General features: G+C 71.1%; 22 protein-coding genes. 9 read left to right on the top strand and 13 right to left on the bottom strand.

What is annotated here, in order from left to right; translation table 11 throughout:
* Positions 1-3: 3 nt before the first annotated feature.
* Both AXK61_RS17805 and AXK61_RS17800 read left to right on the top strand, forming a co-directional pair.
* On the top strand, positions 4-1404 hold the full coding sequence (locus tag AXK61_RS17805; RefSeq protein WP_068569264.1) for an RNB domain-containing ribonuclease: 1401 nt from the start codon (positions 4-6) through the stop codon (positions 1402-1404).
* Positions 1405-1413: 9 nt separating this feature from the next.
* Positions 1414-2148, top strand: a complete 735-nt coding sequence (locus tag AXK61_RS17800; RefSeq protein WP_068569263.1) for a cutinase family protein — start codon at positions 1414-1416, stop codon at positions 2146-2148.
* Between the two features lie 12 nt (positions 2149-2160).
* Here the strand turns inward: AXK61_RS17800 and AXK61_RS17795 are convergent, their stop codons facing one another.
* From AXK61_RS17795 to AXK61_RS17780, 4 genes are all read right to left on the bottom strand, one after another.
* Positions 2161-3675 carry a CYTH and CHAD domain-containing protein gene (locus AXK61_RS17795; RefSeq protein WP_068746535.1) on the bottom strand — a complete coding sequence of 505 codons (1515 nt, stop codon included), beginning with the start codon at positions 3673-3675 and terminating at the stop codon, positions 2161-2163.
* Between the two features lie 3 nt (positions 3676-3678).
* Positions 3679-4671, bottom strand: a complete 993-nt coding sequence (gene pip / locus AXK61_RS17790) for a prolyl aminopeptidase (protein ID WP_068746534.1) — start codon at positions 4669-4671, stop codon at positions 3679-3681.
* Complete coding sequence (gene panB, locus AXK61_RS17785; RefSeq protein WP_068746533.1) at positions 4671-5528, bottom strand: 3-methyl-2-oxobutanoate hydroxymethyltransferase; 858 nt, start codon at positions 5526-5528, stop codon at positions 4671-4673. The genes pip and panB overlap by 1 nt, the downstream gene beginning before the upstream one ends.
* Before the next feature lie 62 nt (positions 5529-5590).
* Positions 5591-7324 carry an NAD+ synthase gene (locus AXK61_RS17780; RefSeq protein WP_068746532.1) on the bottom strand — a complete coding sequence of 578 codons (1734 nt, stop codon included), beginning with the start codon at positions 7322-7324 and terminating at the stop codon, positions 5591-5593.
* A 54-nt stretch (positions 7325-7378) separates the two neighbouring features.
* On the opposite strand from AXK61_RS17780, the gene AXK61_RS17775 reads away from it, so the two are divergent.
* A complete protein-coding gene (locus AXK61_RS17775) occupies positions 7379-8986 on the top strand; it encodes an alpha/beta hydrolase (protein ID WP_068746531.1) in 1608 nt (535 codons plus the stop codon).
* Here the strand turns inward: AXK61_RS17775 and AXK61_RS17770 are convergent, their stop codons facing one another.
* Entirely contained in the window at positions 8987-9568 is a 582-nt protein-coding gene (locus AXK61_RS17770; RefSeq protein WP_068746530.1) for an FKBP-type peptidyl-prolyl cis-trans isomerase, read from the bottom strand.
* A gap of 227 nt (positions 9569-9795) precedes the next feature.
* Here AXK61_RS17770 and glnA (AXK61_RS17765) point away from each other — a divergent pair, with 227 nt between their 5' ends.
* The 3 genes from glnA (AXK61_RS17765) to AXK61_RS17755 are packed head-to-tail and all read left to right on the top strand — an operon-like array spanning position 9796 to position 15139.
* Complete coding sequence (glnA, locus tag AXK61_RS17765) at positions 9796-11136, top strand: type I glutamate--ammonia ligase (protein WP_068569256.1); 1341 nt, start codon at positions 9796-9798, stop codon at positions 11134-11136.
* A gap of 10 nt (positions 11137-11146) precedes the next feature.
* Positions 11147-14176, top strand: a complete 3030-nt coding sequence (locus AXK61_RS17760; protein ID WP_068746529.1) for a bifunctional [glutamine synthetase] adenylyltransferase/[glutamine synthetase]-adenylyl-L-tyrosine phosphorylase — start codon at positions 11147-11149, stop codon at positions 14174-14176.
* A gap of 24 nt (positions 14177-14200) precedes the next feature.
* The gene (locus tag AXK61_RS17755; RefSeq protein ID WP_068746528.1) at positions 14201-15139 is read left to right on the top strand and encodes an endonuclease/exonuclease/phosphatase family protein; all 939 of its coding nucleotides are present in this window, start codon (positions 14201-14203) and stop codon (positions 15137-15139) included.
* Here AXK61_RS17755 and AXK61_RS17750 read toward each other — a convergent pair whose 3' ends face one another.
* The 4 genes from AXK61_RS17750 to glnA (AXK61_RS17735) all read right to left on the bottom strand — a co-directional run bounded on the left by AXK61_RS17750 (position 15140) and on the right by glnA (AXK61_RS17735) (position 18430).
* Positions 15140-15616, bottom strand: a complete 477-nt coding sequence (locus tag AXK61_RS17750) for a nitroreductase family deazaflavin-dependent oxidoreductase (protein ID WP_068569253.1) — start codon at positions 15614-15616, stop codon at positions 15140-15142.
* An 83-nt stretch (positions 15617-15699) separates the two neighbouring features.
* Positions 15700-16353 (bottom strand): class I SAM-dependent methyltransferase, encoded by a 654-nt coding sequence (locus AXK61_RS17745; protein WP_068569252.1) that lies wholly within the window; start codon positions 16351-16353, stop codon positions 15700-15702.
* A gap of 8 nt (positions 16354-16361) precedes the next feature.
* A complete protein-coding gene (locus tag AXK61_RS17740) occupies positions 16362-16907 on the bottom strand; it encodes an FKBP-type peptidyl-prolyl cis-trans isomerase (RefSeq protein WP_068746527.1) in 546 nt (181 codons plus the stop codon).
* 89 nt (positions 16908-16996) lie between these two features.
* Entirely contained in the window at positions 16997-18430 is a 1434-nt protein-coding gene (gene glnA / locus AXK61_RS17735) for a type I glutamate--ammonia ligase (protein ID WP_068746526.1), read from the bottom strand.
* Positions 18431-18618: 188 nt separating this feature from the next.
* Between glnA (AXK61_RS17735) and AXK61_RS17730 the strand changes: the two genes are divergently transcribed.
* Positions 18619-19101 (top strand): RDD family protein, encoded by a 483-nt coding sequence (locus AXK61_RS17730; RefSeq protein WP_068569249.1) that lies wholly within the window; start codon positions 18619-18621, stop codon positions 19099-19101.
* A gap of 59 nt (positions 19102-19160) precedes the next feature.
* On the opposite strand, the gene AXK61_RS17725 is transcribed toward AXK61_RS17730, so the two are convergent.
* Both AXK61_RS17725 and lipA read right to left on the bottom strand, forming a co-directional pair.
* Positions 19161-19925, bottom strand: coding sequence for a DUF4191 domain-containing protein (locus AXK61_RS17725; protein ID WP_068569248.1), 765 nt, complete (start codon positions 19923-19925; stop codon positions 19161-19163).
* Between the two features lie 51 nt (positions 19926-19976).
* Positions 19977-21002, bottom strand: coding sequence for a lipoyl synthase (gene lipA, locus AXK61_RS17720; protein ID WP_068746525.1), 1026 nt, complete (start codon positions 21000-21002; stop codon positions 19977-19979).
* Between the two features lie 97 nt (positions 21003-21099).
* On the opposite strand from lipA, the gene AXK61_RS17715 reads away from it, so the two are divergent.
* Positions 21100-22299: an MFS transporter gene (locus AXK61_RS17715; RefSeq protein WP_068746524.1), complete on the top strand. Its 1200-nt coding sequence runs from the start codon at positions 21100-21102 to the stop codon at positions 22297-22299.
* 10 nt (positions 22300-22309) lie between these two features.
* Here the strand turns inward: AXK61_RS17715 and AXK61_RS17710 are convergent, their stop codons facing one another.
* Positions 22310-25360, bottom strand: coding sequence for an MMPL family transporter (locus AXK61_RS17710; RefSeq protein ID WP_231855594.1), 3051 nt, complete (start codon positions 25358-25360; stop codon positions 22310-22312).
* Positions 25361-25504: 144 nt separating this feature from the next.
* Between AXK61_RS17710 and AXK61_RS17705 the strand changes: the two genes are divergently transcribed.
* Positions 25505-25882, top strand: a complete 378-nt coding sequence (locus AXK61_RS17705; protein ID WP_068746523.1) for a winged helix-turn-helix transcriptional regulator — start codon at positions 25505-25507, stop codon at positions 25880-25882.
* On the opposite strand, the gene lipB is transcribed toward AXK61_RS17705, so the two are convergent.
* Entirely contained in the window at positions 25873-26574 is a 702-nt protein-coding gene (gene lipB / locus AXK61_RS17700; protein ID WP_068569245.1) for a lipoyl(octanoyl) transferase LipB, read from the bottom strand. The genes AXK61_RS17705 and lipB overlap by 10 nt on opposite strands.
* Positions 26575-26583: the final 9 nt, after the last annotated feature.

The raw sequence follows: 26583 nt of genomic DNA, 5'->3' as shown, positions 1-26583 counted from the left end.
CCGATGCGCGGCCCCGTCCCGTCCAGTGCCGTCGACTTCGGCGCGGTCCGCACCGAGTTCGAGCTGGTCGAGGAGTTCCCCGCCGAGGCGCAGGCCCAGGCCGACGCTGCGGCGGATCTGCTGGCCGCGGGGCGCGCGGACCGTCGGGACATCGAGTTCGTGACCATCGACCCGCCCGGGTCCATGGACCTCGACCAGGCCGTCCACATCGCGGCCGACGGCGACGGCTACCTGGTGCACTACGCGATCGCCGATGTCGGCGCCCTGGTCGAGCCGGGCGGCCCGCTCGAGGCGGAGACCCGCCGACGGGGCCAGACGATGTACCTGCCCGACGGCTCGGTCCCGCTGCACCCGCGGTCGCTGTCGGAGGGCGCGGGATCACTGCTGCCCGAACAGGACCGGGCCGCCGCGCTGTGGGAGATCCGGCTCGACGCCGCGGGCGAGGTCCGATCCGCAACCGTGCGGCGCGCCGTCGTCCGCTCGCGCGCCCGCCTCGACTACGCCGGGGTGCAGGCCGATTTCGACGCCGGCCGGGTGCATCCGAGCATCGTGCTGCTGCCCGAGGTCGGGAAGCTGCGGGCGGCGTGGGGCCGCGCGCACGGCGCCATCGACTTGCGGCTTCCCGCCCAGGAGGCCGTGCAGGGCCCCGACGGTTGGACCGTGCGGATCGAGCCGCGCACCGACTTCGACGCCCACAACGCGCAGATCTCGCTGCTCACCGGCGTGTGTGCGGCCGCGATCATGCTCAAGGCCGGCGTCGGGCTGCTGCGCACCCTGCCCGCCGCGCCCGCCGACGCGGTCGAGGATCTCCGCCGCGCCGCCACGGCCCTCGGGCAGGAGTGGCCGGCGGGGGTCGTCGTCGGCGACTTCCTGGCGGGCCTGGACGTGAGCACCCCGCAGGGCCTGGCCGTCATGACCGATGCGGCGCGCCTGCTCCGCGGCTCCGGCTACGCCGCGTTCGGCACCGGCGCAGCGCCGCAGCCGCCCGAGGACGCCGGGCACGCGGGCGTGGGTGCGCCGTACGCGCACGTCACAGCCCCGCTGCGCCGGCTCGCCGACCGGTACGCCACCGAGGTGTGCCTCGCCGCGTGCGCCGGCCAGCCCGTCCCGGACTGGTCCCGCGGCGCGCTCGACGAGGTCGCCGAGATCATGCAGCGCACCAACTCCCTGGCCAACAAGGTGGATCGGGCGTGCATCGACCTCACCGAGGCGGTCATCCTCGCCGACCGGGTGGGGGAGGACTTCACCGCGATCACGATGCGCGAGGACCAGGTGCTGCTCGACGATCCGGCGGTCATCGCCCCGTGCACCGGTGGGCCGCCGGAGGGTGCGCGGGTCACGGTTCGCCTGGAGACGGCGGACGTGGCCGCCCGAAAGGTGTCCTTCGCGTACGAGAAGCGCTAGTTTGAGACCATGAGCCGCCGCCTCGTCCTCGTTCCCGCCCTCGCAGCCCTGGTCGCCCCGCTGGTGCCGGCGCTCGTCGCCGCTCCCGCATCGGCCGCGCCCACGTGCGCGGACTACACCTTCATCGGCGCCGCCGGCTCCGGGGAGGGACGCGAGGCCGGCGGACTGGGCCCGACGGTCAACTCCGCCGCGCAGGCCTTTGCAGGCCGGGTCCGGGCGGCGGGCAAGACGGTGGCGATCCGCCCGATCTACTACCCCGCCGCGCCGGTGCCCACCAGCCTGGACAAGCTCGGCGGATTCCTGGCCAGCATGAACACGGGCGCGGCGAACACGCAGGGCGATGCGGACATCGTCATCAAGGCCTGCCCGTCGACGAAGATCGTGATGGTCGGCTACTCCCAGGGCGCCGCCGCGGTGCACCGCGCCCTGCAGCGCCTCGGCGACAAGAAGCAGATCGTGGCCGCCGGCCTGATCGCCGATCCGGACCGCATCCCGAACGACACGACGCGCTACCTCGGCACCGCACCGCGGACGCAGGGCATGGCGCAGGCCTCGGCGATGATCAGCGGCGCGAACCCCGCCCCGCTGCCGGCGCGTACCGGCAGCCGCACGATCACGATCTGCAACACGGGCGATCCGGTGTGCCAGTGGACGGGGAACCTCAGTGACGCGGTGGTGGACTCGCACACCTCGTACTCCGGAGCCGACATCGGCGGCCGGGTCGCGAGTATCGCCGGGCTGTAGGTCGCGGCGCCCCTAGCGGAGCTTGCGGAGCAACGCGGGGAGGCTGTCGCGGGCCTGCGCGGCCCGCCACTCCTCGACGGCGTCGACCCGGCCGAGCCGGAACGCGATCGACGGGTCGATCGTCTCCGCCGCGAGGCCGGCGATGGCGTCGCGGGCGATCGTGGCGTCCTGGAACTCGCCGAGCCGGCTCTGCACCTTCGCCAGGCCCTTGACCTCGGACCGCAGGTCGCCGCGCACCACCGGGTCGGCGACGGCCGACGCGTAGCGCAGCCGCTTGGCGTGCTTGCGGATCGCGTGCACGTCGTGGTCGGTGCACGCCGGATCGGCGAGCAGGACGACGGACTGCCGGGCGAAGGACCGGATCCGCTTGTCCAGCAGCGGCGCCAGGCTCTTCGATGCCTGCTGATCGGCCCGTTCGCGCAGCGGCGGGTCGGCGATGAACGCGTCGATCGCGTCCAACAGCACGAAGTAGCGGTCGGAGTCCAACGCCAGGTCGACCCGGCTCCAGCCGCGCGCCTCCGCCGCGTGCTGCCGCTGCGCCAGAGCCGCTCCGGCGCCCCCGAACTCGCCGCCCGCGTCGAGGGCTTCGAATCGCTGGGCGAGCACCTCGGCATCGCGCACGGCGCCGAGGATCGATGCCAGCAGCTTGAGTTCCGAGCTCAGCGCGGCACGCGCGGGCCCGTCGAAGAACCCGGAGAACTCGGTGAGGACGCTGCGCAGCTGCCGCGTGGCGATGCGCATCTGGTGCACCGAATCCTCGCCGCGGGCACGAACTCTCGGGTCCTCTCGCAGCAGCTTGTCCCGGTAGGCCGCGAGCGCGGCGGTCAGGAGCTGCCCGGCGGTCGCGTGCGCGATCTTCTTCGGCAGGTCGACGGGTCCCCGGGTCACGTCGGCGTCGATGGCACGGGCCAGCTTCGACGCGGCGTCCGGCCGCTCGCCGCCCGCGGCGCGTAGCGCCTTGTCGACGGCGAGCGCCGTCTTGCGGCCGAGAGCAGTGTCGGGAACCTCGAACTCCCACTCGCGCCAGGTCTTCTCGGGGCCGTCGGGGAGCAGGGAGACCGAGTGCACGTGGTCGTCGACGAACTCGCCGAGGAGCTCCCCGTCGACGGCGTGGCAGTACGTCGTGTACCGCTCGTTCTCGACGATGGCGATGGGGGCGAGGGCGCGTCCGCGCACCAGGGCGCGGACGCGCTCCACCAGCTCCTCCGGAACGTCCTCGGAGGTGCCCGCCGGGACGTCGCCGCCGCCGCTGTCGGCGGCGACGGCGTCGAGAGGCACGGTCACCTCGCGACGGTCGGCACCGTCGGGCAGCTTGAGGTGCCACCCGTCGTCCTTGCCGCCCGTGCGGCGGCGCAGCGTGATCCGATTCGCGGCCAGGTCCAGGGCGTCGGTGTCGTAGTACACCGCCACCAGGTGGAAGACCTCGTCGGTCGTGACGTGGTCGACGCCGGTCACCGCCGTCAGCACGGGCGCGACGGTGTCGGCAGCGACCTCGTACTTCGTCTCGATCTCACGCTGCTCCGGCATCGGTCAGCCCTTCGCGAATCGGTCGGTGGCCTCGATGAGCGCCGAGCGGATGCCCGGCTCGAAGGCCGAATGGCCGGCGTCGGGCACCATCACCAGATCGGCGGTGGGCCAGGCGCGGTGCAGGTCCCACGCACTGCGCGCGGGGCACACCACGTCGTAGCGGCCCTGCACGATCACTCCGGGGATCCCGGCGACGCGATCGATGTCGCGCAGTAGCTGCCCCTCGTCGAGGAATCCGCCGTGCACGAAGTAGTGGTTCTCGATCTGCGCGAAGGGGATCGCGAACCGCGGGTCGTCGGCGTCCGCCGAACTCTCCGGGGTGTTGATCAGGTGGCTCGTGCTGCGCTCCCACATCGACCAGGCCTTCGCCGCGCGCAGCGCCACCGCCTCGTCGCCCGAGTGCAGGAGCCGGTGGTAGGCCGCGATCTTGTCGGCCGACGGTGCCCGGTCCGCCTCGTCGAGCGGGGCCAGGTAGTCCTCCCAGTTGTCCGGGAAGACGTGGGAGGCACCGTCGTTGTAGTACCAGTCCAGTTCGCTGCGCCGCAGCAGGAAGATCCCGCGGAGCACCAGCTCCGTGACCCGCCCCGGGTGGGCCTGCGCGTACGCCAGACCCAGCGTGGAGCCCCACGAGCCGCCGAAGACCTGCCATCGGTCGATGCCCAGGTGCTCGCGGACCTTCTCGATGTCGGCGATGAGGTGCGGCGTGGTGTTCACCGCCAGCCGGTCGGCCAGTGAATCACCCTCCCCGGCCGACGGATCCGCGATGTGCGGCTTGGACTGCCCGCACCCGCGCTGATCGAACACGACGATGCGGTACACCGCCGGGTCGAAGAAGCGCCGGCACTCGGGGGACGTGCCGCCGCCCGGCCCGCCGTGGATGAACACCACGGGCTTGCCCTCGGGGTTACCGCTCTGCTCGACGTACACGAGCTGGCCGTCGCCCACGTCCAGCAGCTCCGTGCTGTAGGCGTCGATCTCGGGGTAGAACTCTCGCATCAGAATCCGTGCTCCGGTCCGGGGAACTCGCCCGAGGCGACCTCCGCCACGTACTCCTGGGCGCCGCGCAGCAACTCGTCGCCGATGTTCGCGAACTTCTTGACGAACCGCGCGGTGCGGCCGCGGTTGAGGCCGGAGAAGTCCTGCCACACCAGCACCTGGCCGTCGCACCGATTGCCCGCGCCGATCCCGATGGTGGGGATCGCGATCTCCTGGGTGACCTGCGCGGCCACGTCCGAGGGCACCATCTCCAGCACCACGGAGAAGGCGCCGGCGGCGTCGACCGCCTTCGCGTCGAGGCGGATCTTGTCCGCCGCCTCATCACCCCGTCCCTGGACCCGGTTGCCGCCCAGCGAGTTCACGGACTGCGGCGTGAAGCCGATGTGTGCCATCACGGGAATGCCGCGGCGCTGCAGGAACTCGATGGTGGGCGCCATGTGCACGCCGCCCTCGAGCTTCACGGCCTCGGCGCCGGCCTTCATCAGCTTCGCCGCGCTCCGGTAGGCCTGCTCGGGCGACTCCTCGTAACTCGCGAAGGGCATGTCCGCCACCACGAGTGCGTACTTCGTGCCGCGGCGTACCGCGGCCGTCATCGCGGCCATGACGTCCAGCTCCATGGGCAGTGTGGAGTCGAACCCGTACACGGTGTTCGCTGCGCTGTCGCCGATGAGCAGGGCGGTGACGCCGGCCTCGTCGAAGATCGAGGCGGTCATGTGGTCGTAGCTGGTGAGCATGGCCCACTTCTCACCGCGCTCCTTGAGCTCGGCCAGGTGGTGGATGCGCACCTTCTTGCGGGGCGGCCTCGCGGGATCGGGTTCGGCGCCGGATCCGCCTCCGTACAACGGGTTCTCGCTCATGGATCTCTCCCTTTCACAGTCCCAGCCGGTGTCTCCGGTCCGGGCAGTCCCAGGTCCGGCGCTCAGGCCGGGTCGTGCCAGCGGTTCGTCACGGGCATCCGTCGATCGCGGCCGAAGGCCTTCGGCGTGATCTTGGGGCCCAGCGGGTACTGGCGCCGCTTGTACTCGGCGCGGTCCACGAGCCGGGCCACCTTGCGGATGAGCTCGGGCTCGTAGCCCGCTTCGGCGATCTCCGCGACGCCCTGGTCCTGCTCCACGTAGCGGCGCAGGATGTCGTCGAGCACGTCGTAGTCGGGCAGCGAGTCGCTGTCCTTCTGGTCGGGCCGCAGCTCGGCCGACGGCTCCTTGGTGATCGAGTTCTCCGGGATCGGCGGCGTCTCGCCCCGCTCGACGGCGACCCGGTTGCGCCACCGCGCCAGCTCCCACACGAGCGACTTCTCGACATCGCGGATGGGGGCGTAGGCGCCCACGGCGTCGCCGTAGATCGTCGAGTAGCCCACGGCCAGCTCGCTCTTGTTGCCGGTGGCCAGCACCAGGTGGCCGTCCAGGTTGGACAGTGACATCAGCGTCATGCCGCGGCAGCGCGCCTGGATGTTCTCCTCGGCCAGGCCGCTGAGGTTCAGCTGCCTGACGAAGGCCTCCACCATGTGCTCGATCGGCTCGAACCGGAAGTGGATGCCCATCCGCTGCGCCTGATCGGCGGCGTCGTCCTTCGAGTGGTCGGAGCTGTACTTCGAGGGCATGCCCACGCCGTACACGTTGTCCGCCCCCACCGCGTCGGCGGCGATGACGGCCACGAGGGCCGAGTCGATGCCGCCCGACATTCCGAGGCCGACGGTGCGCCCGCCCACCTTGTGCACGTAGTCGCGCGTACCGGTGACCAGTGCCCCCCAGATCTGCGCGAGCTCGTCGAGACGGGCCGCCGGTGTCGCCCCGGCGTGCAGCGACGCGGCGGGGCGCGCAGGCAGGTCCACCGACTCGACGGTCCAGCCCTCGACGGCGCCCGCGCGCTCCCGGCTCAGCGCGGCCACCTCGGTGAAGGTGGTGGCCTCCGTGAACTGCGGCCCCGGCGCCCAGTCGGAGCCGGGAAGCGCGGTGAACGAGTCACCGTCGAAGACGAGCTCGTCCTGCCCGCCGACGAGGTTGACGTAGACGATCGGCGCGCCGCCCTCGGCGACCCGGGCGGCGAGGATCTCGCGCCGCTGCGCGGGCTTGCCCACCTCGAACGGGCTGGCGTTGAGGCAGAGCACCGCGTCGACGCCGAGCTCGCCCAGCCCGGCCACGGGACCGTCGGGCCACCAGACGTCCTCGCAGATGGCCAGGCCGAGCCGGACACCGTCGACGTCGAGGACCACGAGCCGGTCGCCGGGCGTGAACCACCGCTTCTCGTCGAAGACCCCGTAGTTGGGCAGGAAATGCTTGTCGTAGCGCGCCACGAGCTCTCCGCCGTGCAGCACGCCGGCGGCGTTGCGGGCGCCACCGGTGGGGTTCGTGCTGGTCTCCGGGGCGTCCGGGTCGCGGTCGAGGAAGCCGACGACCACGATGAGGTCGCCGCAGCCCGCGTCGTCGAGGGCGAGGGCGAGGCGCTGCACGGCCTGCCGCGAGTCGACGGCGAAGGACCGGCGCAGCAGCAGGTCCTCGACGGGGTAGCCGGTCAGGGCCATCTCGCCGAAGACGGCGACCTGCGCGCCACTCTGGGCAGCGTCCCGGGCGGCGGCGGTGATGCGAGTGACATTGGCGTCCAGATCGCCCACGACGGGGTTGATCTGGCATGCCGCGACACGAAGGGGCGTCATGACTCAACCCTAGCGTCCCCGGAAGCGCGCCCGCCGCGTGGCAGGATCGTCAGGGTGAAGGCCAGGAAGCTCCCGTTCGCCGCGCTCGCGGTCGTGTCCGTCGTCGCCCTTGCGGGATGCTCGGTGCAGATCGGGGGCAGCCCCGCACCGTCGGACAGGTCGACGGTGAGCGGCGGTACCGCCGGGCCCACGAGCACCGTCGCGGGCGCTCCGTCGGGCCTGCAGAAGTACTACGGGCAGAAGCTGTCGTGGGGGTCGTGCGCCGAAATGGCGCGTACCGACGACATCGACGAGTACGACAAGACCAAGCTCGAGTGCGCGCACCTCACCGTGCCGATCGACTACAACGATCCGGGGTCGGGGGAGACCAGTCTCGCGGTCGCGCGGGTCAAGGCCACCGGGCAGAAGCAGGGCTCGCTGCTGATGAACCCGGGCGGCCCAGGCGGCTCCGGCGTCCAGCAGGTGGCCGGCAAGTCGCTGGAGGCGGACAAGCTGCCCATCGCGCAGACTTTCGACCTGGTGGGCTGGGACCCGCGCGGCGTCGGCGCGTCCTCGCCCGCGGTCAAGTGCTTCAGTGACAAGCAGCGCGACGAGAACCGGCTCTCCACCATCGCCTTCGACAACTCTCCCGCGGGCATCACCAAGCAGGAGGACTTCAACAAGTCGCAGGCGAACCTCTGCGCCGAGAAGATGGGGAAGACGTTCCTCGAGCACGTCGGTACCGCGGACACCGTCCGCGACCTGGACGTGCTGCGGGCCGTGCTCGGCGACGAGAAGCTCACCTACCTCGGCTACAGCTACGGCACGTTCATCGGCGCGATCTACGCCGAGACCTTCCCGGAGAAGGTCCGGGCCATGGTGCTCGACGGTGCCGTCGACCCGGCGGAGGACCCGATCGACTCGTCCATCCAGCAGATGGCCGGGTTCCAGACGGTGTTCGACGACTGGGCCAAGGACTGCGCCAAGTATCCGACCTGCCCGGTGGGCACCGACCCGTCGAAGGCCACGGAGCGCTTCCAGCAGCTGACGCGCCCGCTCATCGACAAGACGGTGCGCGGCCAGGGCGGCCGACAGCTGAGCTACAGCGACGCGACCACCGCCACCATCCAGGCGATGTACGCCACGCAGTTGTGGGAGCCGCTGCGCCGCGGCCTGACCGGCCTGCAGAAGGGTGACGGCTCGCTCCTGCAGCGCATCGCCGACCTCTACCTCAACCGCGACGAGCTGGGCCGCTACTCGCCGATGATGGACGCGAACACCGCCATCAACTGCGTCGACGGTCCGGCGGTCACCGATCCCGCCGACCTGTCGCGCCTCGACTCCGGGATCCGCAAGGCGGCTCCGTTCCTTGACGACGGCCGCGGCACCGGTCGCGCCGCGAAGGGCACCTGCGCCTTCTGGGCGGCGGCGCCCACGCTCAAGCCGCACGAGGTGCACGCGGTCGGCGCGCCCAAGATGGTCGTGATCTCGACGACGCACGACCCGGCGACGCCCTACGCGAACGGCGTGAGCCTGGCCAAGCAGCTCGACGCATCGCTCATCAGTTTCGAGGGCAGCCAGCACACCGTCTCGCTGGAGGGTAACGCGTGCGTCGACGGTGCGGTGGGCGCGTACTTCCGAGACCTCACGATCCCGCCCGCCGGCCTGCGCTGCACGCCGTAGTCAGGAGTTCGAGGCGATCACGCTGATCGCGAAGACCAGGCTGTCGCCGGGCGCGATGCCGGCGTCGGGCTCGCCCTTCGGGTAGGCCTGAGCGGCGGGGATCGCGGCGACGACCGCGGCGCCGGCCTTCTGCCCCACGAGCGCGGCCCGGAAACCCGGGACGAGGTCCGGCAACGCCATCTCCGCCGAGGTCGCACGCGCGAAGGCGTCGTCGAAGACCTCGCCCGTCCGGCCGTTGACGCCCTGGTAGCAGAGGGTCACGACGGACTTCTCAGTGACGGTCTGCCCGGTTCCGGCGCGGGCGGTCTCGGCCTGCAGCCGATCCACCTGGAACGGCGCGGTGACGGTGATCCTCGGCGCCGAGTCGGCGGTCGGCGCGACGACCGACGCGCTCCCCGTGACGCCGCGCAGGGTGATCGCCCGCGCGTCGTCCGTGGGCGCGGACGAGGGACACGCGTCGATCGAGTGCGCGCGACTGCTGGTGGCGGCGCTCTGCTCCGATGTCGCGCCGCACCCGGCGATGACGACGATCGCCGCGGAGGCTGCTGCGGCGGCGGTGAGCCGCGCGAACGGTGTGTCCACGCCCCGGACCCTAGCGCGGAAGCCTCCTCCCGTGATCGCTTCGTGGCCGATCGGTCGTGGACCTGCCCGCACGAACGTCGTCTCCAGCGGCGGCCCCTCGGTGTTCGCCCAGGTCATGGAATTCGAGCGCCGCTGGGAGCGACGTTCGTGCGGGAACCGCCGGTCCCCGGGCACCAGAAGGCCATATGTAACACGCCGTTAACACCTTCTCGCTTAGGGTCGTGAGCATGGATCGGCAGCAGGAGTTCGTCCTTCGCACCATCGAGGAACGGGACATCCGCTTCGTGCGGCTGTGGTTCACCGACGTGCTCGGTTTCCTCAAGTCCGTGGCGATCGCCCCGGCGGAGCTGGAGGGCGCGTTCACCGAGGGGATCGGCTTCGACGGAAGCTCGATCGAGGGCTTCTCCCGCGTCTCGGAGGCGGACACCGTCGCCAAGCCCGACCCGTCGACCTTCCAGGTACTGCCGTGGGCGAGCGGCGACGGGGAGATGCACTCCGTCCGCATGTTCTGCGACATCGCGATGCCCGACGGTACGCCGTCCTGGGGCGACAGTCGGCACGTGCTGCGGCGGCAGCTCAACCGCGCCGCGGACCTCGGCTTCTCCTGCTACGTGCACCCGGAGATCGAGTTCTACCTGCTGAAGAAGGAAGCGGGTCCGAACGGCCTGCCCGTGCCCGCGGACACCGGCGGCTATTTCGACCAGGCGGTGCACGAGGCGGCGCCGAACTTCCGGCGCAAGGCGATCGAGGCGCTCGAGGCCATGGGGATCTCGGTGGAGTTCAGCCACCACGAGGCGGGGCCCGGCCAGCAGGAGATCGACCTGCGCTACGCCGACGCGCTGTCGATGGCCGACAACGTGATGACCTTCCGCTACCTCGTCAAGGAGGTGGCGATGACCGAGGGCGTCAAGGCCTCCTTCATGCCCAAGCCCTTCAGCGTGCACCCGGGCTCGGGCATGCACACGCACATGAGCCTGTTCGAAGGCGACTCCAACGCCTTCCACGACCCGGACGACGAGCTGCAGCTCTCGTCGACGGGCAAGGCGTTCATCGCCGGCATCCTGCATCACGCGCCCGAGATCTCCGCCGTGACGAACCAGTGGGTGAACTCCTACAAGCGCCTCGTGACCGGGGACGAGGCGCCGACCGCCGCCACCTGGGGCGCCGCGAACCGCTCCGCGATGGTCCGCGTGCCGCTGTACACGCCGAACAAGGCCAGCAGCCGGCGCATCGAGGTCCGCTCGCCGGATTCGGCGTGCAACCCGTACCTGGCGTTCGCGGTGCTGTGCGCGGCGGGGCTCGCCGGCATCAAGGGCGGCTACGAACTGCCCGAGGCCGCCGAGGACGACGTGCGACAGATGACGGCCCGCGAGCGCCGTTCGATGGGCTTCCGCGACCTCCCCTCCGGCCTCGACGACGCGCTGGTGCTCATGGAGAAGAGCGAGCTCGTGGCGGAGACGCTGGGGGAGCACGTCTTCGAGTACTTCCTGCGGAACAAGTGGGCGGAGTGGAACGACTACCGCTCCGTGGTCACGCCGTTCGAGCTCGACCGCTTCCTCTCCCTCTAGGGGGTCGACGGTGCCGCCGACCAGTCGTGAGGTCCGCCGTCCGAGCGCGGGCAGGCTCGGCCTGCTCGACGCTGCGGCGGAGTCGAACCTCGAACTCCTGAACTGGGCCGACACGGCCTGTTCCGACGTGCTGTGGGCGCTCTCGCGCGCCGCAGATCCGGACTGGACGCTGCGCGCTCTGGTGCGGCTGCGGGAGACGACGGGCGACGACTGGGCCGAGATCGACGGCCTGATCCGTTCCGACACCACCTTCCGCGGCCGCCTGTTCGGGTTGCTCGGTGCCTCGGACGCGTTGGGGGATCACCTGATCAGCCACCCGGAATCGTGGCGGTTGCTGCTGGACACGGCGCCGCTGAAGTCACGGGACGATCTGATCGCGGCGATGCTCGCCACCGTCGACGCCGTGAAGGTCCCGGGACGGCGCGACGACGACCTGCTCTACCGCGCCGCCGTCACCGGTGGCGCGGCGATCGCGCAGCTGCGGGACGGCTACCGCGACCTCGCGATGGTGCTCGCGGCGCGCGACCTCGCCGAACTCGTGGAGAACGAGCCCACGCTGCCCTTCTCGGTCGTGGGCGCGCACCTCGCGGACCTCGCGGACGCGGCGCTGACCGCGGCCCTGTCGGTCGCCGTCGCGACGGCCTTCCCCGACGCAGACCCGGAGGGCCGTCTCGCCGTGGTCGCGATGGGCAAATGCGGTGCGCGGGAACTGAACTACGTCTCCGACGTGGACGTGATCTTCGTGGCCGAGCCGGCCGACGGTCCCTCGGCGCGGCTGGCCGGCGAGATGATGCGGATCGGCTCCGCCGCCTTCTTCGACGTGGACGCCGCCCTGCGCCCCGAGGGCAAAGCCGGCAGCCTCACCCGCACGCTGGACTCCCATGTGGCGTACTACAAGCGATGGGCCAAGACCTGGGAGTTCCAGGCACTGCTCAAGGCCCGTCCGCAGACCGGCGACATGCAGCTCGGCTACGACTACCTCGCGGCGCTCAGCCCCATGGTGTGGGAGGCGGCCGAGCGCGAGGACTTCGTGCAGGACGTGCAGGAGATGCGCCGTCGCGTCGAGGAGAACATCGCCCCCGCCCTGCGCGAGCGCGAACTCAAGCTGGGCCGCGGCGGCCTGCGCGACGTCGAGTTCGCCGTCCAGCTCCTCCAACTCGTGCACGGCCGCACCGACGAGACCCTGCGGGAACGGAGCACCGTCGACGCCCTGGAGGCCCTGACGACGGGCGGCTACGTGGGCCGCGAGGACGGGGCCAACTTCACCGCCTCGTACGAGTTCCTGCGCCGCCTGGAGCACCGGCTGCAACTGCGCCGCATGGAGCGCACGCATCTGCTGCCGCCGCCGGACCACGAGGAGGCCTGGCGCTGGCTGGCCCGCGCCGCGCACGTCCGGCCCGACGGTGAGCGCGACGCCGCGGGCGTGCTGCGCGTGGATCTCAAGCGGCACAACAGTCGCGTCCGCAGACTGCACACCAAGCTGTTCTACCGGCCGCTGCTGGACGCGATCGCGGGCCTCGACGCCGACGCGGTGAGCCTGACCGACGACGCGATCGTCGCGCGACTCGGTGCCCTCGGCTTCCATCAGCCGCAGCACGCCCTGGCGCACCTCAAGGCGATGGCCGACTCGTCGCGTCGCGGCCGCATCCAGACCATCCTGCTGCCCACGCTCCTCGAATGGCTCAGTGAGACACCGAACCCCGATGCCGGGCTGCTGAACTACCGCAAGCTGTCCGAGGACCTGCGCGACGTCGAGTGGTACCTGCGCGTGCTACGCGACGAATCGGTCGTGGCGCAGCGGCTGATGACGGTGCTCGGCTCCTCGACCTTCGTCGCCGAGCTGCTCGCGCGCTCGCCCGAGGTGATCCGCCTCTACGCCGACGGCGCCACCGGACCCAAGCTCACGGAGACCTCGCCGCGGGAGGTCTACAACGGCATGCTCGCGGCGGTCAGCCGTGCGCACCACCGGGATCGGGCGATCGCGGTGGCGCGGGCCATGCGCCGCAGCGAGATCGCGCGCGTCGCGTCCGCCGACATCCTCGGGATGATGACGGTGCCCGAGGTGTGCGCGGCGCTGTCCTCGGTCTGGGGCGCGGCGCTCGACGCGGCACTGGTGTCGGAGGTCGCGACCTCGGTCGCCGAACGCGAGTCCAGCAGAAGCGATTACAAGCCCGGCGCGCCCGCCCGGATCGCGGTGATCGGGATGGGGCGGCTCGGCGGGCACGAGATCGGTTACGGCTCGGACGCCGACGTGCTGTTCGTCTGCGTGCCCAACGAGGGCTACGACGAGTCCGACGCCGTGCGCTGGGCGAACCTGGTCGCCGACGCGGTGCGCAAGCGGCTCGGCGCACCGTCGGTGGACCCGGGCCTGGAGGTCGACACCGGGCTGCGCCCCGAGGGCCGCAACGGGCCGGTCGTGCGCACCCTGGCCGCGTACCGCGCCTACTACCAGCAATGGGCGCAGCCCTGGGAGGTGCAGGCCCTGCTGCGCGCCACGCACGTCGCGGGCGACGAGGACCTCTCGCGCGAGTTCCTGCACATGGTCGACGAGATCAGGTACCCGGACGGCGGCGTCTCGGCCGCGACGGTGAACGAGCTGCGTCGCATCAAGGCGCGCGTCGACTCCGAGCGGCTACCCCGCGGCGCCGACCCGGCCACCCACACCAAACTCGGGCGCGGAGGGCTCTCCGACGTGGAGTGGACCGTGCAGCTCGAGCAGTTGCGGCACGCGAGCGCCGTGCCCTCGCTGCAGAACACGTCCACCCTCGAGTCCCTGGACGCCATCGGGGCGGCGGAGCTGGAGCCGGAGGGCGACGTGGAGCTCCTGCGCGACGCGTGGCTCACCGCGACCCGCTCCCGCAACGCCCTGTTCCTGGTGCGCGGCAAGCCGATCGATCAGTTGCCCGGACCGGGCGCGGTGCTTGCGAACGTCGCCTACGTGGCCGGTTGGAGGGGGCCCGCGCTGGACTTCCTCGAGGACTACCTGCGCACCACGCGGCGCGCCCGGGCCGTCGTCGACCGGGTGTTCTGGGGCGAATAGCGGTTCGCCCGGCAGAATGTCGGCATGAGGATCTTCATCCGGCCGGTGGCGGGCATCGTCGGCACCGTGGCGGCGCTCGCCGCACTCGCGACCATCGGGCTGCACTACTGGCCGGGAACCCAGAAGGTCACCGTGGCCGCGGCGGCGATGGTGCCCCTGCTCCTGACGGCCACCGTGGCGCTGGCGGTGGTGTGCCTGCTGTACGCGCGGGCGTTCATCCGGCTGGCGGTCGCGATCGCCGTGGCGGTGGCCGCGATCGTCGTGCAGGCGCCGCTCTGGCGCGGCGAGGCCGCGCCGAGCGGGAAGACGCTGGCGGTGCTCACGTCCAACATTCAACTCGGACAGGGTGACGTGGGCGAGCTGGCGAAGCTGGTGCGCGAGAACGACGTCGACTTCCTGGCCGTCGAGGAGCTCACGCCCGAGGCGGCGCAGCGGATCGCCGGGACCACCATCGCGGCGGACCTTCCGCACTCCTTCGTGCGCCCGGACCGGCTCGCCTACGGAACCGCCCTCTACAGCCGTTATCCGCTCTCCAGCACGGCGACGGTGCCCGGCTTCGCGCTCGCGACGCTCACGGCGGTCGCGACGGTTCCCGGCCGGGGAGACGTCCAGCTGTTCGCGGTGCACCCGGTGCCGCCGCTGGAACCCTCGGACTGGGCCGATGAGCTGAAGAAGATCGAGGCGCTCCTGCACGGCGTCCCCGAGCCGCGACCGGTGATCGCGCTCGGCGACTACAACGCCACGTACGACCACGTGCAGTTCCGCCGCTTGCTCGCCGACGGTTACCGCGACGCCGGGCAGCTGGCCGGCGCGGGATGGCTGCCCACCTATCCCACGGACAAGACCTATCCGCCGCTGGTGGGGATCGACCACGTGCTCGTCCGCGGGCTCGGCGCCGCCGAGGTCACGGGACACGAGGTGTCCGGCGCCGATCACCTGGCGCTGCTCGCCCGGGTGGGCTGATCAGGCGACGCGCAGCTCCAGGCACTGTTCGACGCCGAACAGCCGCAGCGTGCGCTGCGCGCCGGGCGGGATCTCGCTGAGCACGTCGGCCGTCGCGACCGTCCGAGGCTCGCTCGCCGTCAATGTCTCGCCCTGCCGCAGCAATTCGACGGTGCCCGCCGCGCGGACGTTGCGGACCCAGTCGGTGTCCGGTCCGTAGGGCAGCGCGATGAGCAGGGTGCTCCGATCGGTGGCGAACGCGTCGACGGGCGTCTCGTAGGCCTTCCCGCTGCGTCGTCCCACGTGGCGCACGACGGTCCGCGTCGAATCCGGGGACCCGGCGCTGTGCACGGCGCGTGGATTGGTGACGTCCCGGTTGAAGCGGCGGACCACGTCGAGGATGGGCCGGATCCGGAATCGGATCCCCGCAAGAATCACGGCGACCGCCGCAAGGGGGAGGAGCACCACGGCTCCGAGGACGGCGGACAGTACGCGCATGAGGCCTCCACGTTCGGTGTGCCCACCAGTCTCGCGTCGCCGCGGGCGACGGCACATCGGGGAGAACCCGGATTCGCAGCGGGTCAGCCGGCCGTCCAGTCGAGGGTGTACCGGAACGGTATGCGCCGGCGGACCCGCGATCCCGGAAGAATCCGGTGCGCGGCGTCTGCGATCTCATCGACTGTGTGCTCGGGATCGCGGACCGGGAACGGTGGCTCCGGCACAGGTACCGACGTGGGAATCGGGCTGCGCACGAAGCCCATGACGGGGTTGGCGAGTGCGGATCCCGTGAGCCACAGGGCGTCGGTCAGCGATTCCTCGCGGGCGAGTCCCACCACGAGAAGCCTGCCGCCGGGTGCGAGTAGTTCGCGACATCGTTCCAGAGCGGACTCCAGGTCGAGGTGGTGCAGCGTTGCGACCATGGTGATGAGGTCGTACGGCCCGGCCGCGGCATCGAAGCCGCCGAGGACCCGCACGTGCGGCTCCTCGAGTCCGGCGGTCGCTATCCGCATCTCCTCGTCTCGATCGGCGGCGTCGACCTGGCCGAAACGCTGCGCGAGTCGCGACGCCAGTAGGCCCTGGCCGCAGCCCACGTCGAGCGCTCGCCGACGTCGATCGGGGAGGTTGCTCAGCACCCAACCGTGGAAGTGGTCGTTGTGGTTGAACGGGTGTCGCGCGTTGAACCAGTTCAGAATCCGGATCGGCACCTGCAGTGCAGGCACAGTTCGCGGATCCATGCCGGCTCCTACTTCGCCGAGAGGATCTTGATCACGAAGATCAGGGTGTCGCCCGGCTGGATGCCGGCGGAGGGCTGGCCGGTCGGGTAGCCGTCGGTCGGTGCGATGGCGACGCCCACGGCGCTGCCGACCTTCTGTCCGGCGATCGCCTTCTTGAAGCCGGGGATCACGCCGTCGAGGGAGAACGACGCGGGCTTGCCGCGGTCGTAGGTGCTGTCGAACCGCTCGCCGGTGCGGCCGTTCACGCCGAGGTAGCAGACCGAGACGGTCGCGGTGTCGCCGACCACGGCACCGTCGCCGGACGGATTGAAGGCCTGGATGTGCGTCTCCGCGACCGTGAAGGGCTTCTCGACGGTGATCTGCGGGGACGCGCTGTCGGTGGGGCCGGTGGCAACGATCGAGCCGGACTGCCCCTGGTACGTCCAGTCCGGCGAGTTCGCGGTGCTGGGTGCCCCGGTCGGGCACGTCGCCGCGGCGTTCGACGAGCACGCCGTGAGGGTCCCGGTGACGAGAGTGACGGCGGTCGCGGCGAGGAGCAGGCGGGAGGGGCGCATCCCTCGAACCTACCGTCTGTGCCCCGGAACGGGTCGAGCCCGCACCGGGGAAACCGGTGCGGGCTCGAATCGTGGTGCAGGGCTACGACTCACACGTCGTAGTAGAGCTCGAACTCGTAGGGGTGCGGCCGCAGGTTGACCGGCGCGATCTCGTTCTCGCGCTTGTACGAGATCCACTCCTCGATGAGGTCCTCGGTGAACACGCCACCGGCGGTGAGGTACTCGTGGTCCTCCTCGAGACGGTCGATCACGTCCGCGAGCTGCGTGGGGGCCTGCGGGATGCCCTTGGCCTCCTCCGGCGGGAGCTCGTAGAGGTCCTTGTCGACGGGGGCGTGCGGCTCGATCTTGTTCTTGATGCCGTCCAGGCCCGCCATCATCATGGCGGCGAAGGCCAGGTACGGGTTGCCCGAGCTGTCGGGGCAACGGAACTCGATGCGCTTGGCCTTGGGGTTGTTGCCCGTGATCGGGATACGCACACAGGCCGAGCGGTTGCGCTGGCTGTACACCAGGTTGATCGGGGCCTCGTAACCCGGCACCAGGCGCTTGTACGAGTTGATCGTCGGGTTGGTGAAGGCGAGCAGCGACGGGGCGTGGTGCAGGATGCCGCCGATGTACCAGCGCGCCAGGTCCGACAGGCCGCCGTAGCCGGCCTCGTCGTAGAACAGCGGCTTGCCGTCCTTCCACAGCGACTGGTGCGCGTGCATGCCCGAGCCGTTGTCACCGAACAGCGGCTTCGGCATGAACGTGACGGTCTTGCCCTCCTGCCACGCGGTGTTCTTGACGATGTACTTGAACAGCTGGACGTCGTCGGCCGCGTGCAGCAGCGTGTCGAACTTGTAGTTGATCTCGGCCTGGCCACCGGTGCCCACCTCGTGGTGGCCGCGCTCCAGGGTGAAGCCGGCGTTCTTGAGGTTGGTCGAGATCTTGTCGCGCAGATCCACGTAGTGGTCGTACGGCGCGACGGGGAAGTAGCCGCCCTTGGTCTTGACCTTGTAGCCGCGGTTCGGCGAGCCGTCCTCCTCGATGGGGCGGCCGGTGTTCCAGGAGCCGGAGATCGAATCGACCTCGTAGAAGGAGCCGTTGATCGACGAGTCGTAGGAGACCGAGTCGAAGATGTAGAACTCGGCCTCGGCGCCGAAGAAGCAGGTGTCGGCGATACCCGTGCTGAGCAGGTACTCCTCCGCCTTGCGCGCGATGTTGCGCGGGTCGCGGCTGTACGCCTCACGGGTGAACGGGTCGTGCACGAAGAACGAGATGTTCATGGTCTTCGCAGCGCGGAAGGGGTCGATGCGCGCGGTGGTGACGTCCGGCAGCAGCATCATGTCGGACTCGTCGATCGACTGGAAGCCGCGGATCGACGATCCGTCGAACGCCAGGCCGTCCTCGAAGACGCTCTCGTCGAAGGCCTCGGCGGGGATGCTGAAGTGCTGCATCGTTCCGGGCAGGTCGCAGAAGCGGATGTCGACGTACTCGACGTCTTCCTTCTTCAGGTAGTCGAGAAGTTCCTCTTTGGTAGTGAACACCTGTTACTTGCTCCTTCGTCGTCCGGCGGTGGCGACGCGGTCGTACCGTGACCACCACCACCGAGGTTACGAGAATGAACGGTATGGACGAGGTGTTGCCCGGGAACTAACGCAATGTTTCAACGGTGTTACACATCGGGACCTGTCCGACACGCGTTGGAACGCGCCGCCCACGTACCCTGGGACACATGCGTCGAGAAACGGGATCATGGCTCTCCGGTGCCTCCGCGGCACTGCCGGAGGGCGCCCACGGTGACTACCGGGGCCAGCAGCTGGGCCTGCCGCGCGACGGTGCCGGCTCGGTCGCGGGCGCCGGTCGCCGCGTGCTCGGGCTGTTCCTCGACTGGGTGCCGTCCGCGCTGATCGCGGTCGCGGTGGTCGGCCCGAGCAAGGTGTTCGCGGGGGAGCCCACGTCCTACGACACGCTGGCGCTCGGCATCTGGTTCGTCGTCGGCGTGCTGTCGGTGACCCTGTTCGGCTTCACGCCCGGTCAGTACTTCGCCGGCCTGCGGGTGGCGCGCATCGAGAACCCGCAGATGCGGGTCGGCATCGTCCGGGCGCTCGCCCGGAACCTGCTGATCCTGTTCATCGTGCCGCCGCTGATCCAGGACGTGGACGGGCGCGGTATGCAGGACCGGGCCACCGGCACCGTCGTCGTCCGGTCCCGATAGCGGTCCCGGAGCTCCGTAAGACGCGAACGGGGCCCGCAGCGCGGGCCCCGTCGGGGAGATCAGTTCGAGCCGGTCTTGCGCCGGACGGTGCGCTGCACACTGCGCATCTTGGCGCCCTGCGGTAGCGGGCCACGGGGCATCTGCGCCCCGCCGCCGCGGTTGGACAGGGCGGCGAGGCGGCCCTCCAGCTCGTCGATCTTCTTGCCGTTGATGTTCGACGGCAGCTTGTTCAGCGAGCGCTGCAGCTTGCGCAGGGGGACCTGGTTCTCCTCGGTGCCGACCACGAACTCGTAGATCGGGGTCTGGCCGACGACGCGGGCCGTCTTCTTCTTCTCCTGCGCGAGCAGGCCCTTGACCCGCCCCTCGTTGCCCTCGGCCACGAGGATCACCCCGGGCTTGCCGATGACGCGGTGCACCGCGTCGGCGTGGGTGGTGCGCGCCACGGCCTGGGTCACGCGCCACGAGCCGCGCATGTTCTCCAACGCCCAGCCCGCGGCGCCGACCTGGCCCTCGTTCTTGCTGTACACATTGCGCTCGAGGCGACGGGTGAACACGATGAACGCGCCCAGCGCGCCCAGCAGGACGCCCAGGATGAGGAACATCCACCACGGCTGGTTGATGACGAGGCCGAGGACGATCGCGAGCACGATCGCGCCGACGAACACGCCGATCATGATCGGCAGCAGCGCCTTGTCCTCCTTGCGCTGCATCTGGAACGCCTGCCACATCTGCGTGCGACGTTCCTTCGATGCCGCCCTGCGGGCGCGCTTCGCCTCGGCCTTCTGCGCCTTGAGCTTGTCGGCGGCTGCCTTGTCCTGTGCCATGTCTCCCAGCTTAATGTGCGGTCGTTCGGGGCCCTGCGGCCGCGTGTCGGGCTACTTCGCAGCCGCCAGGCGCTGCAGGACCGAGGTGGCCTCCTGGGCCGCGTCGCCCTCGGCGGTCAGGTGCGCCATGTTCTCCGGGATCGGCCGGCCGTGGTGCGCCATCGCCTTGGCGTAGAGCTTGCCCGCGCGGTACGACGAGCGGACCAGCGGCCCGGCCATGACGCCGGCGAAGCCCATCTCCTCCGCCGCGGCGGTGTGCTCGACGAACTCCTCGGGCTTGACCCACCGCTCCACGGGGTGGTGCCGCGGCGAGGGGCGCAGGTACTGGGTGATCGTGATGATGTCGCAGCCCGCATCGTGCAGGTCGCGCATCGCGGCCGTCACCTCCTCGGGGGTCTCGCCCATGCCGAGGATCAGGTTCGACTTGGTGACCAGCCCGAAGTCCCGAGCCTGCCGGATCACGTCGAGGGAGCGGTCGTAGCGGAACGCGGGCCGGATGCGCTTGAAGATGCGCGGCACCGTCTCCAGGTTGTGGGCCAGCACCTCGGGGCGCGACTCGAACACCTCCGCCAGTAGCTCCGGCTTCGCGTGGAAGTCGGGGATCAGGTTCTCGACGCCCGTGTTCGGGTTCAGCGCGTGGATCTGGCGGACCGTCTCCGCGTAGAGCCAGACGCCCTCATCGGGCAGGTCGTCGCGCGCGACGCCGGTGATGGTCGAGTAGCGCAGGCCCATCGCCTGGACGGACTCCGCCACGCGGCGCGGCTCGTCCCGATCGAGCTCGGCGGGTTTGCCGGTGTCGATCTGGCAGAAATCGCAGCGGCGGGTGCACTGTTCGCCACCGATGAGGAAGGTGGCCTCGCGGTCCTCCCAGCACTCGTAGATGTTGGGGCAGCCCGCCTCCTCGCACACCGTGTGGAGGCCCTCGCGCTTGACGAGGCCCTTGAGCTCGGTGAATTCAGGGCCCATCTTCGCGCGCGTGCGGATCCAGTTCGGCTTGCGCTCGATCGGGGTCTGCGCGTTGCGGACCTCGAGGCGGAGTAGCTTGCGGGGGTTCTCCGGGGTACTCACCCGCCCCATGCTACGCCCGGTCCCGCAGCCCGACGGTGGCGCGGGTCACGCCCGTTGGGCCCCATTCGTTCGGTCATCTAATCTGACTCGAACAGGAGGTGCGGCGATGACTCAGGGGAGGACCCCGTGGGCCGTCTTCGGCGTGCTCTACCTGGTGTTCTTCCTCATGGGCGCCGAGATGAACCTGGTCGCACCGCTGCTCCCGGACATCGCCCGCGCCTTCGGGGCGTCGACCGGAGCGGCCGGGAGCGTGGTGACCGCCTACGTCCTCTGTTACGCCGTCACGGGGCCGCTCTTCGGTCGACTGTCCGACCGGCTGTCCCGGCGGCACGCGATCGCTACGGGGATGGCGATCTTCGCCGCGGCAGACGTCCTGAGTTACTTCGCGCCGTCGTTGGGGCTGCTCGTGCTGGCGCGTGCCCTCTCGGGGCTCGGAGCCGCGCTCGGCGCACCGTCGATCTGGGCGTACCTCGCCGAGTACGCGGCCCCGGGGCAGCGCGGCCGCGCGGTCTCGCTGGGCGCGGCGGCCTATGCGGGCGGCCAGGTCCTCGGCGTGCCGCTGGGTGCGCTGCTCGCGACCCTTCTCGGCTGGCGCGCACCGTACCTGTTGATCGGCGTCCCGATGCTCGTGGTCGCGGCGGTCATGGCGCGCCGCCTGCCGTCCGCCGGGGCCGCCGAACCCGGCACGGGGCGGGGTGGGCTGTTCGCGCCGTGGCGCGACCGCCGGATCGCGCTGGCCTTCACGTCCTCGTTGCTGCTGCAGGCGGGTCGGCTCGGTGCCTACACCTACGTGGGAGTCCTGCTCGCGGAGCGGTTCGGCTACGGCCTGACCGCGCTCGGCCTGGTCGGCCTGGTCGTGGGGATCGGGTCGATGATCGGCTCCGTCGGGACGGGTGTGCTCGTGGACCGCCTGGCCCGGCGCGGGGTGCACCCCGCCCTGGTGCCGGCCTGCGCGGCCGTGGTCGTCGCGGCGGGTGTCGCGGTGGCCACCACGGCGACCGTGCCCGCGATCGTCATCGCGGCCGTCGCCGTCTGGTGCGCGGGCGGCGGGTCCTTCTTCTCCGCCCAGCAGACCTACCTGTCCGCCGCCGACCCGGACCGTCGTGCCGCCGTCCTCGGCTGGAACAACGCCTGCACGAACGCCGGTGTCGCGGCGGGCACCTCGGTCCTCGGCGCGCTCGTGGTGGGCGGCCCGTGGTTCGCCGCCACGGCGACCGGGTTCGCGCTCGCGGCGGCGGTGCTGTGCCTGCTGTCCGTCCGGCTCGGCGCGGCGCCGGCGCGGGTGGGTCCGGAGCCGACCGGGTAGGCCCGGCGGATCAGGGCTTCGACGGCCACCAGACCCGGTCGCCCAGGGCTGTGATCGCGGCGGGGACGAAGACGGTGCGCACCACCACGATGTCGAGCAGGAGCCCGATGCCGATGGTCGACCCGATCTGCAGCAGGTTGATCACGCTGCCGCTCATGAGGGCGAACATGGTGATCGCGAACACCAGGCCGGCCGTGGTGATCACGCTGCCGGTGGTGCCGAACGCGCGGAGCACGCCGCGCACCGTCGAGTCGCCCGCGGCCTCCTCCCGGATCCGGTCGGCGAACAGCATGCTGTAGTCCGCGCCCACGGCCACCAGCGCCATGAACGAGATCGGCAGCACCGACCAGTCGACGGGGATGCCCAGGCCGTGCTGCCACAACAGGACGGAAGCCCCCGCTGCGGCGGCGAAGGAGAGCACCACCGTGGCGACCATGAGCAGCGGCGCGATCACCGAGCGCAGCAGCACCAGCAGCACGAGGAAGACACCGATCACTGCGACCACGCCGAACAACAGGAAGTCGCGCAGCACCTGCTCCCGCATCTGCGCCGAGATCGACGCGAGCCCGAAACCGTCCATCGTGGACGACTCGAGGACGGTGCCCTTCGCCGCTGCCCGCGCGGCGGCGGGGATCGACGCCGCGGTGTCGAGGGCCTCGTCCGAATACGGGTTGATGTTCCAGACCACGAGCATGCGGGCCGTGCGGCCGTCGGGCGACAGGAGCACCCGGGAGCCGTCGACGAAGCGGTCCGAGTGCAAACCCTGCGCGGGGAGGTAGAAGCCCCGGCCCGGGCCGGACGTGGTGCCGGCGCTCAGTCCCGTGAGGTAGTCGGTGGCGGTCCCGAGGCCGACCTGCAGGCGGCCCGTCATCTCCACCACCTGGTCGGTGCCGGTCTTGACCTGACCGAGGCCCGTGCTCAGCTGCGCGAGGCCCGTGCTCAACTGCGTGACGCCGGCGTTGAGCTCGGCGAGCTGTCCCTTCACCTGCTCGGGGCTGAGCCCGCCCAGGCCCTTGAGCAGACCCTGCAGCCGGGCCAGGGCGTCGTCGGCCTGCGCGAGGGCGGTCGCGGCCCGATCGGTCGTGCCGGTGGGCAGGACGACGGTGGCCGCGCGCACCGCCGTGGACGCCCGCCCGGACGTGGCGCGATCGAGCTCGGCGAACGCCCGATGCGCGGCGGCGCAGTTCGCGTCGGCGGTGCAGGACGGCGAGATCGGGCCGACCAGCGGCCCGAAGACCTCGCCGATGCCCGCGGCCGACTGCTGTCGCTGTGCGGTCCGCACCGCGTCGGCCGCAGTGGTCAGGGTGGACACGGCGGTGCGCAGCAGGGCGGTCGCGGCGTTCACGTCGACGGTGCCTCCGCTCGCGGTCGCGAGCGCCTGCTGGGCGGAGGTCAGCGCGTCCAGCACGCCCGACGCGAGGCCGGTCACCCGCTGGGTGCCCGCGACGAGCTCCGGCACGCGGCGCGAGGCCTCGCTCGCCCCGGAGTTGAGCTGATCGACACCGGCCGCGAGCGCCTTGAGCTGCGGCGACGCCTCCGTCAGCTGACGGTTCGCGTCGCCCAGGCCGTTCGCAACCTGCTGCGTCTGGTACCCGACGGCGGACTCGGGGATGGGCTTACCGTCGGGCCTGGTGATGGACCGGACGTACGCGACCTGCGGCAGGTTGCTCACGCCGATCGCTACCGCCTCGAGCGCCGCGAGGTCGTGGGTGTTGCGCATGTCGTGATCCGTGCGGATCAGGAGGAACTCGGGGACGGCCTCGTTCACGCCCCAGTGCTCGGTCACCGTCTCGTAGCCGTTGCGGGAGTCGGTGGCGCGCAGCTGCATCCGATTCTCGTCGAAGCCGATCACCATGCTCGGGAGCACCGCCGCGGCGGCGAGCAGGACGACCAGGGCGGCGGCGGACAGCGGCACCGCGCGGCGCATCACCCGCGCACCGGTCCGTCGCCAGCGCTTCTCCGTGCCCGGCCGCGGCTCCACCCAGCCCCGGGCGCCGAGGAAGCGCAGCAGGGCGGGCGGCAGGGTGAGGGCGATCAAGCAGGTGGTGATGATCGAGATCGTCGTGGGCAGGCCCGCGGTGACGAAGATGCCCACCTTGCAGAAGATCATGGCGCCGCTGGCCACGGCGATGGTGAGCGCGGAGGCGGCGATGATGCGGCCGACCCGCGACGACGCCGCGACCACGGCCTCGTCGGAGGCGGTCCCGGCGCGGCGGGCCTCGTGATAGCCGGCCACCGCGAAGATCGCGTAGTCGGTGGCGGCCCCGAGCACCATCGCGGTCATGATCGCGATGGAGAAGTTCGACACGGGGATCACCTCGTGCTCGCCGAGCAGCGAGACGATGGGACGCGCCACCGCGAGGGAGAGGCCGATGGTCAGCAGCGGCACCAGCGCGGCGCCCACCGACCGGTAGGTGATGAGCAGCAGCGCCGTGATCAGTGCCACGGACACGGCGGTGATCACCAGCAGCGAGGAGTCGATCGCGGTGAACAGATCGGACAGCGTCGGTGCGGTGCCCGTGAACTCGACGGTGGTGCCGGGCGGCGCGGGGATCGACCGGATCGTGGCACGGATCGCCTCGGTGCTCGATTGCGCGCGGGTGGAACCGATGTCGCCGACCTCGGCGACCAGGAGGTTGATCGCCTTGCCGTCGGGGCTCAGTCCCACCTCGCGGGCGGCGGGCTTGCCGAAGGTGTCGATGACGTAGGCGACGTGCTCCTTGTCGGCCTCCAACGCCGTCGTGAGCGTCCGGTAGTACTGCTCCTGCTCCGGTCCGATCCTCCCCTCGGCGGCGATGATGACATTGCCCTGCGCGGTCGACGACGGGGTGCCGAACTCGTGGGCCATGGCGCGCAGGCCGTCGACGCCGGGGAGGTCGCCGGGGATGAACGGCGCGGAGTGCTTGTGGACGGTGGCCTCGAGCTGCGGGACCGCGACGTTGAGGATGCCCGCGAGGGCGACCCAGAACAGCAGGATCCAGGCTGCGTAGCGCACGCAGAGCCGGCCGATCCGGGCGAAGAAGGGCTCCTTCGTCGCCGAACTACCATGGGCCTCGATCACGGTTACCTCCCGGTTCGCCGGAGGGACTCCGGCCGTGGTCCAAAAATCGAACCGAACTGATAGGTGTGAACCGTATCTCTATCGCTGAGGTTCGCCTAGTGGGATCCGGTGTGGGTTCGGACGCACAGCGACAGGAGGAGTGACGTGGATCACGACGACGTCGACCGCCCGCTACCGGGGCGGCCGGTCCGCGGGTCGGACAGCGGCCGTCCGATGATGGCCGCGCTCGACCTCTTCGGCCGGCGATGGGCCCTGCGCATCGTGTGGGAGTTGCGGTTCGGCAGGGCGCGCTTCTCGGAGCTGCGCACCGCGATCGAGGGCATCTCGTCCAGCACGCTCTCGCAGCGGCTCTCGGAACTGACCGCGGCGCACATCGTCACGCAGACGGCCGACGGCGCCTACCGCCTCAGCTACCAGGGCAAGGCCCTGTTGATCGCCCTCGGCCCGCTGGAGCTGTGGGCGCAGGCCTGGGCCCGCGGCGTCCGCGACGACGCGGAGGAGGGGCCTGCCGATCAGGCGTGATCGGCGGCGTGCAGGGACTCGTCCGTGACGGGCAGGTCGCCGTCGAGCGCGCGCTGCACCGCGTCGACCACGGCGTCGCGGACCTCACCGACGGTGACATCGCGGCCCAGCTCGGCGCTCAGCGTCGTGACGCCCGCATCGGGGATGCCGCACGGGATGATCGCGTCGAAACCGCCGAGCGTGTTGTCGCAGTTGAGGGCGAAGCCGTGCAGGGTGACGCCGCGCGCGACGCGGATGCCGATCGCCCCCACCTTCCGCTCGGGGCGCGCACCGTCGGCGGGGAACCAGACGCCCGAGCGGCCCTCGACCCGCCCGGCGTCGAGCCCGAGGCCCCGGCAGACCTCGATGAGGGCCTGTTCGATGCGGCGGACGTAGTCGACGACGTCCATCGCGGAGCCGAGCTTGATGATCGGGTAGCCCACGAGCTGGCCGGGGCCGTGCCAGGTGATCTTGCCGCCGCGGTCCACGTCGATGACGGTGCTGCCGTCCGTCGGCAGGTCCTGCGGCTCGGTGCGCTTGCCCGCCGTGAACGTGGGCGGGTGCTCGAGGAGCAGCAGCCGATCGTCGATCGCGCCGTCGGCGCGCTGGTTCGCGAGATCGTGCTGGAGGTCGAAGGCCTCCTGGTAGCCGATGGTGCCGAGGTCCTCGACGACGATCGGGGTGGACTCGGCGCGGGCGGAGCGTGCGGGCATGCCGTTGAC

The sequence above is a fragment of the Tsukamurella pseudospumae genome, from assembly GCF_001575205.1.
Classification (GTDB): Bacteria; Actinomycetota; Actinomycetes; order Mycobacteriales; family Mycobacteriaceae; genus Tsukamurella; species Tsukamurella pseudospumae.
The sequence above is the reverse complement of the archived record's forward strand: the minus strand, read 5'-3'. Positions and strand labels throughout refer to the sequence as shown.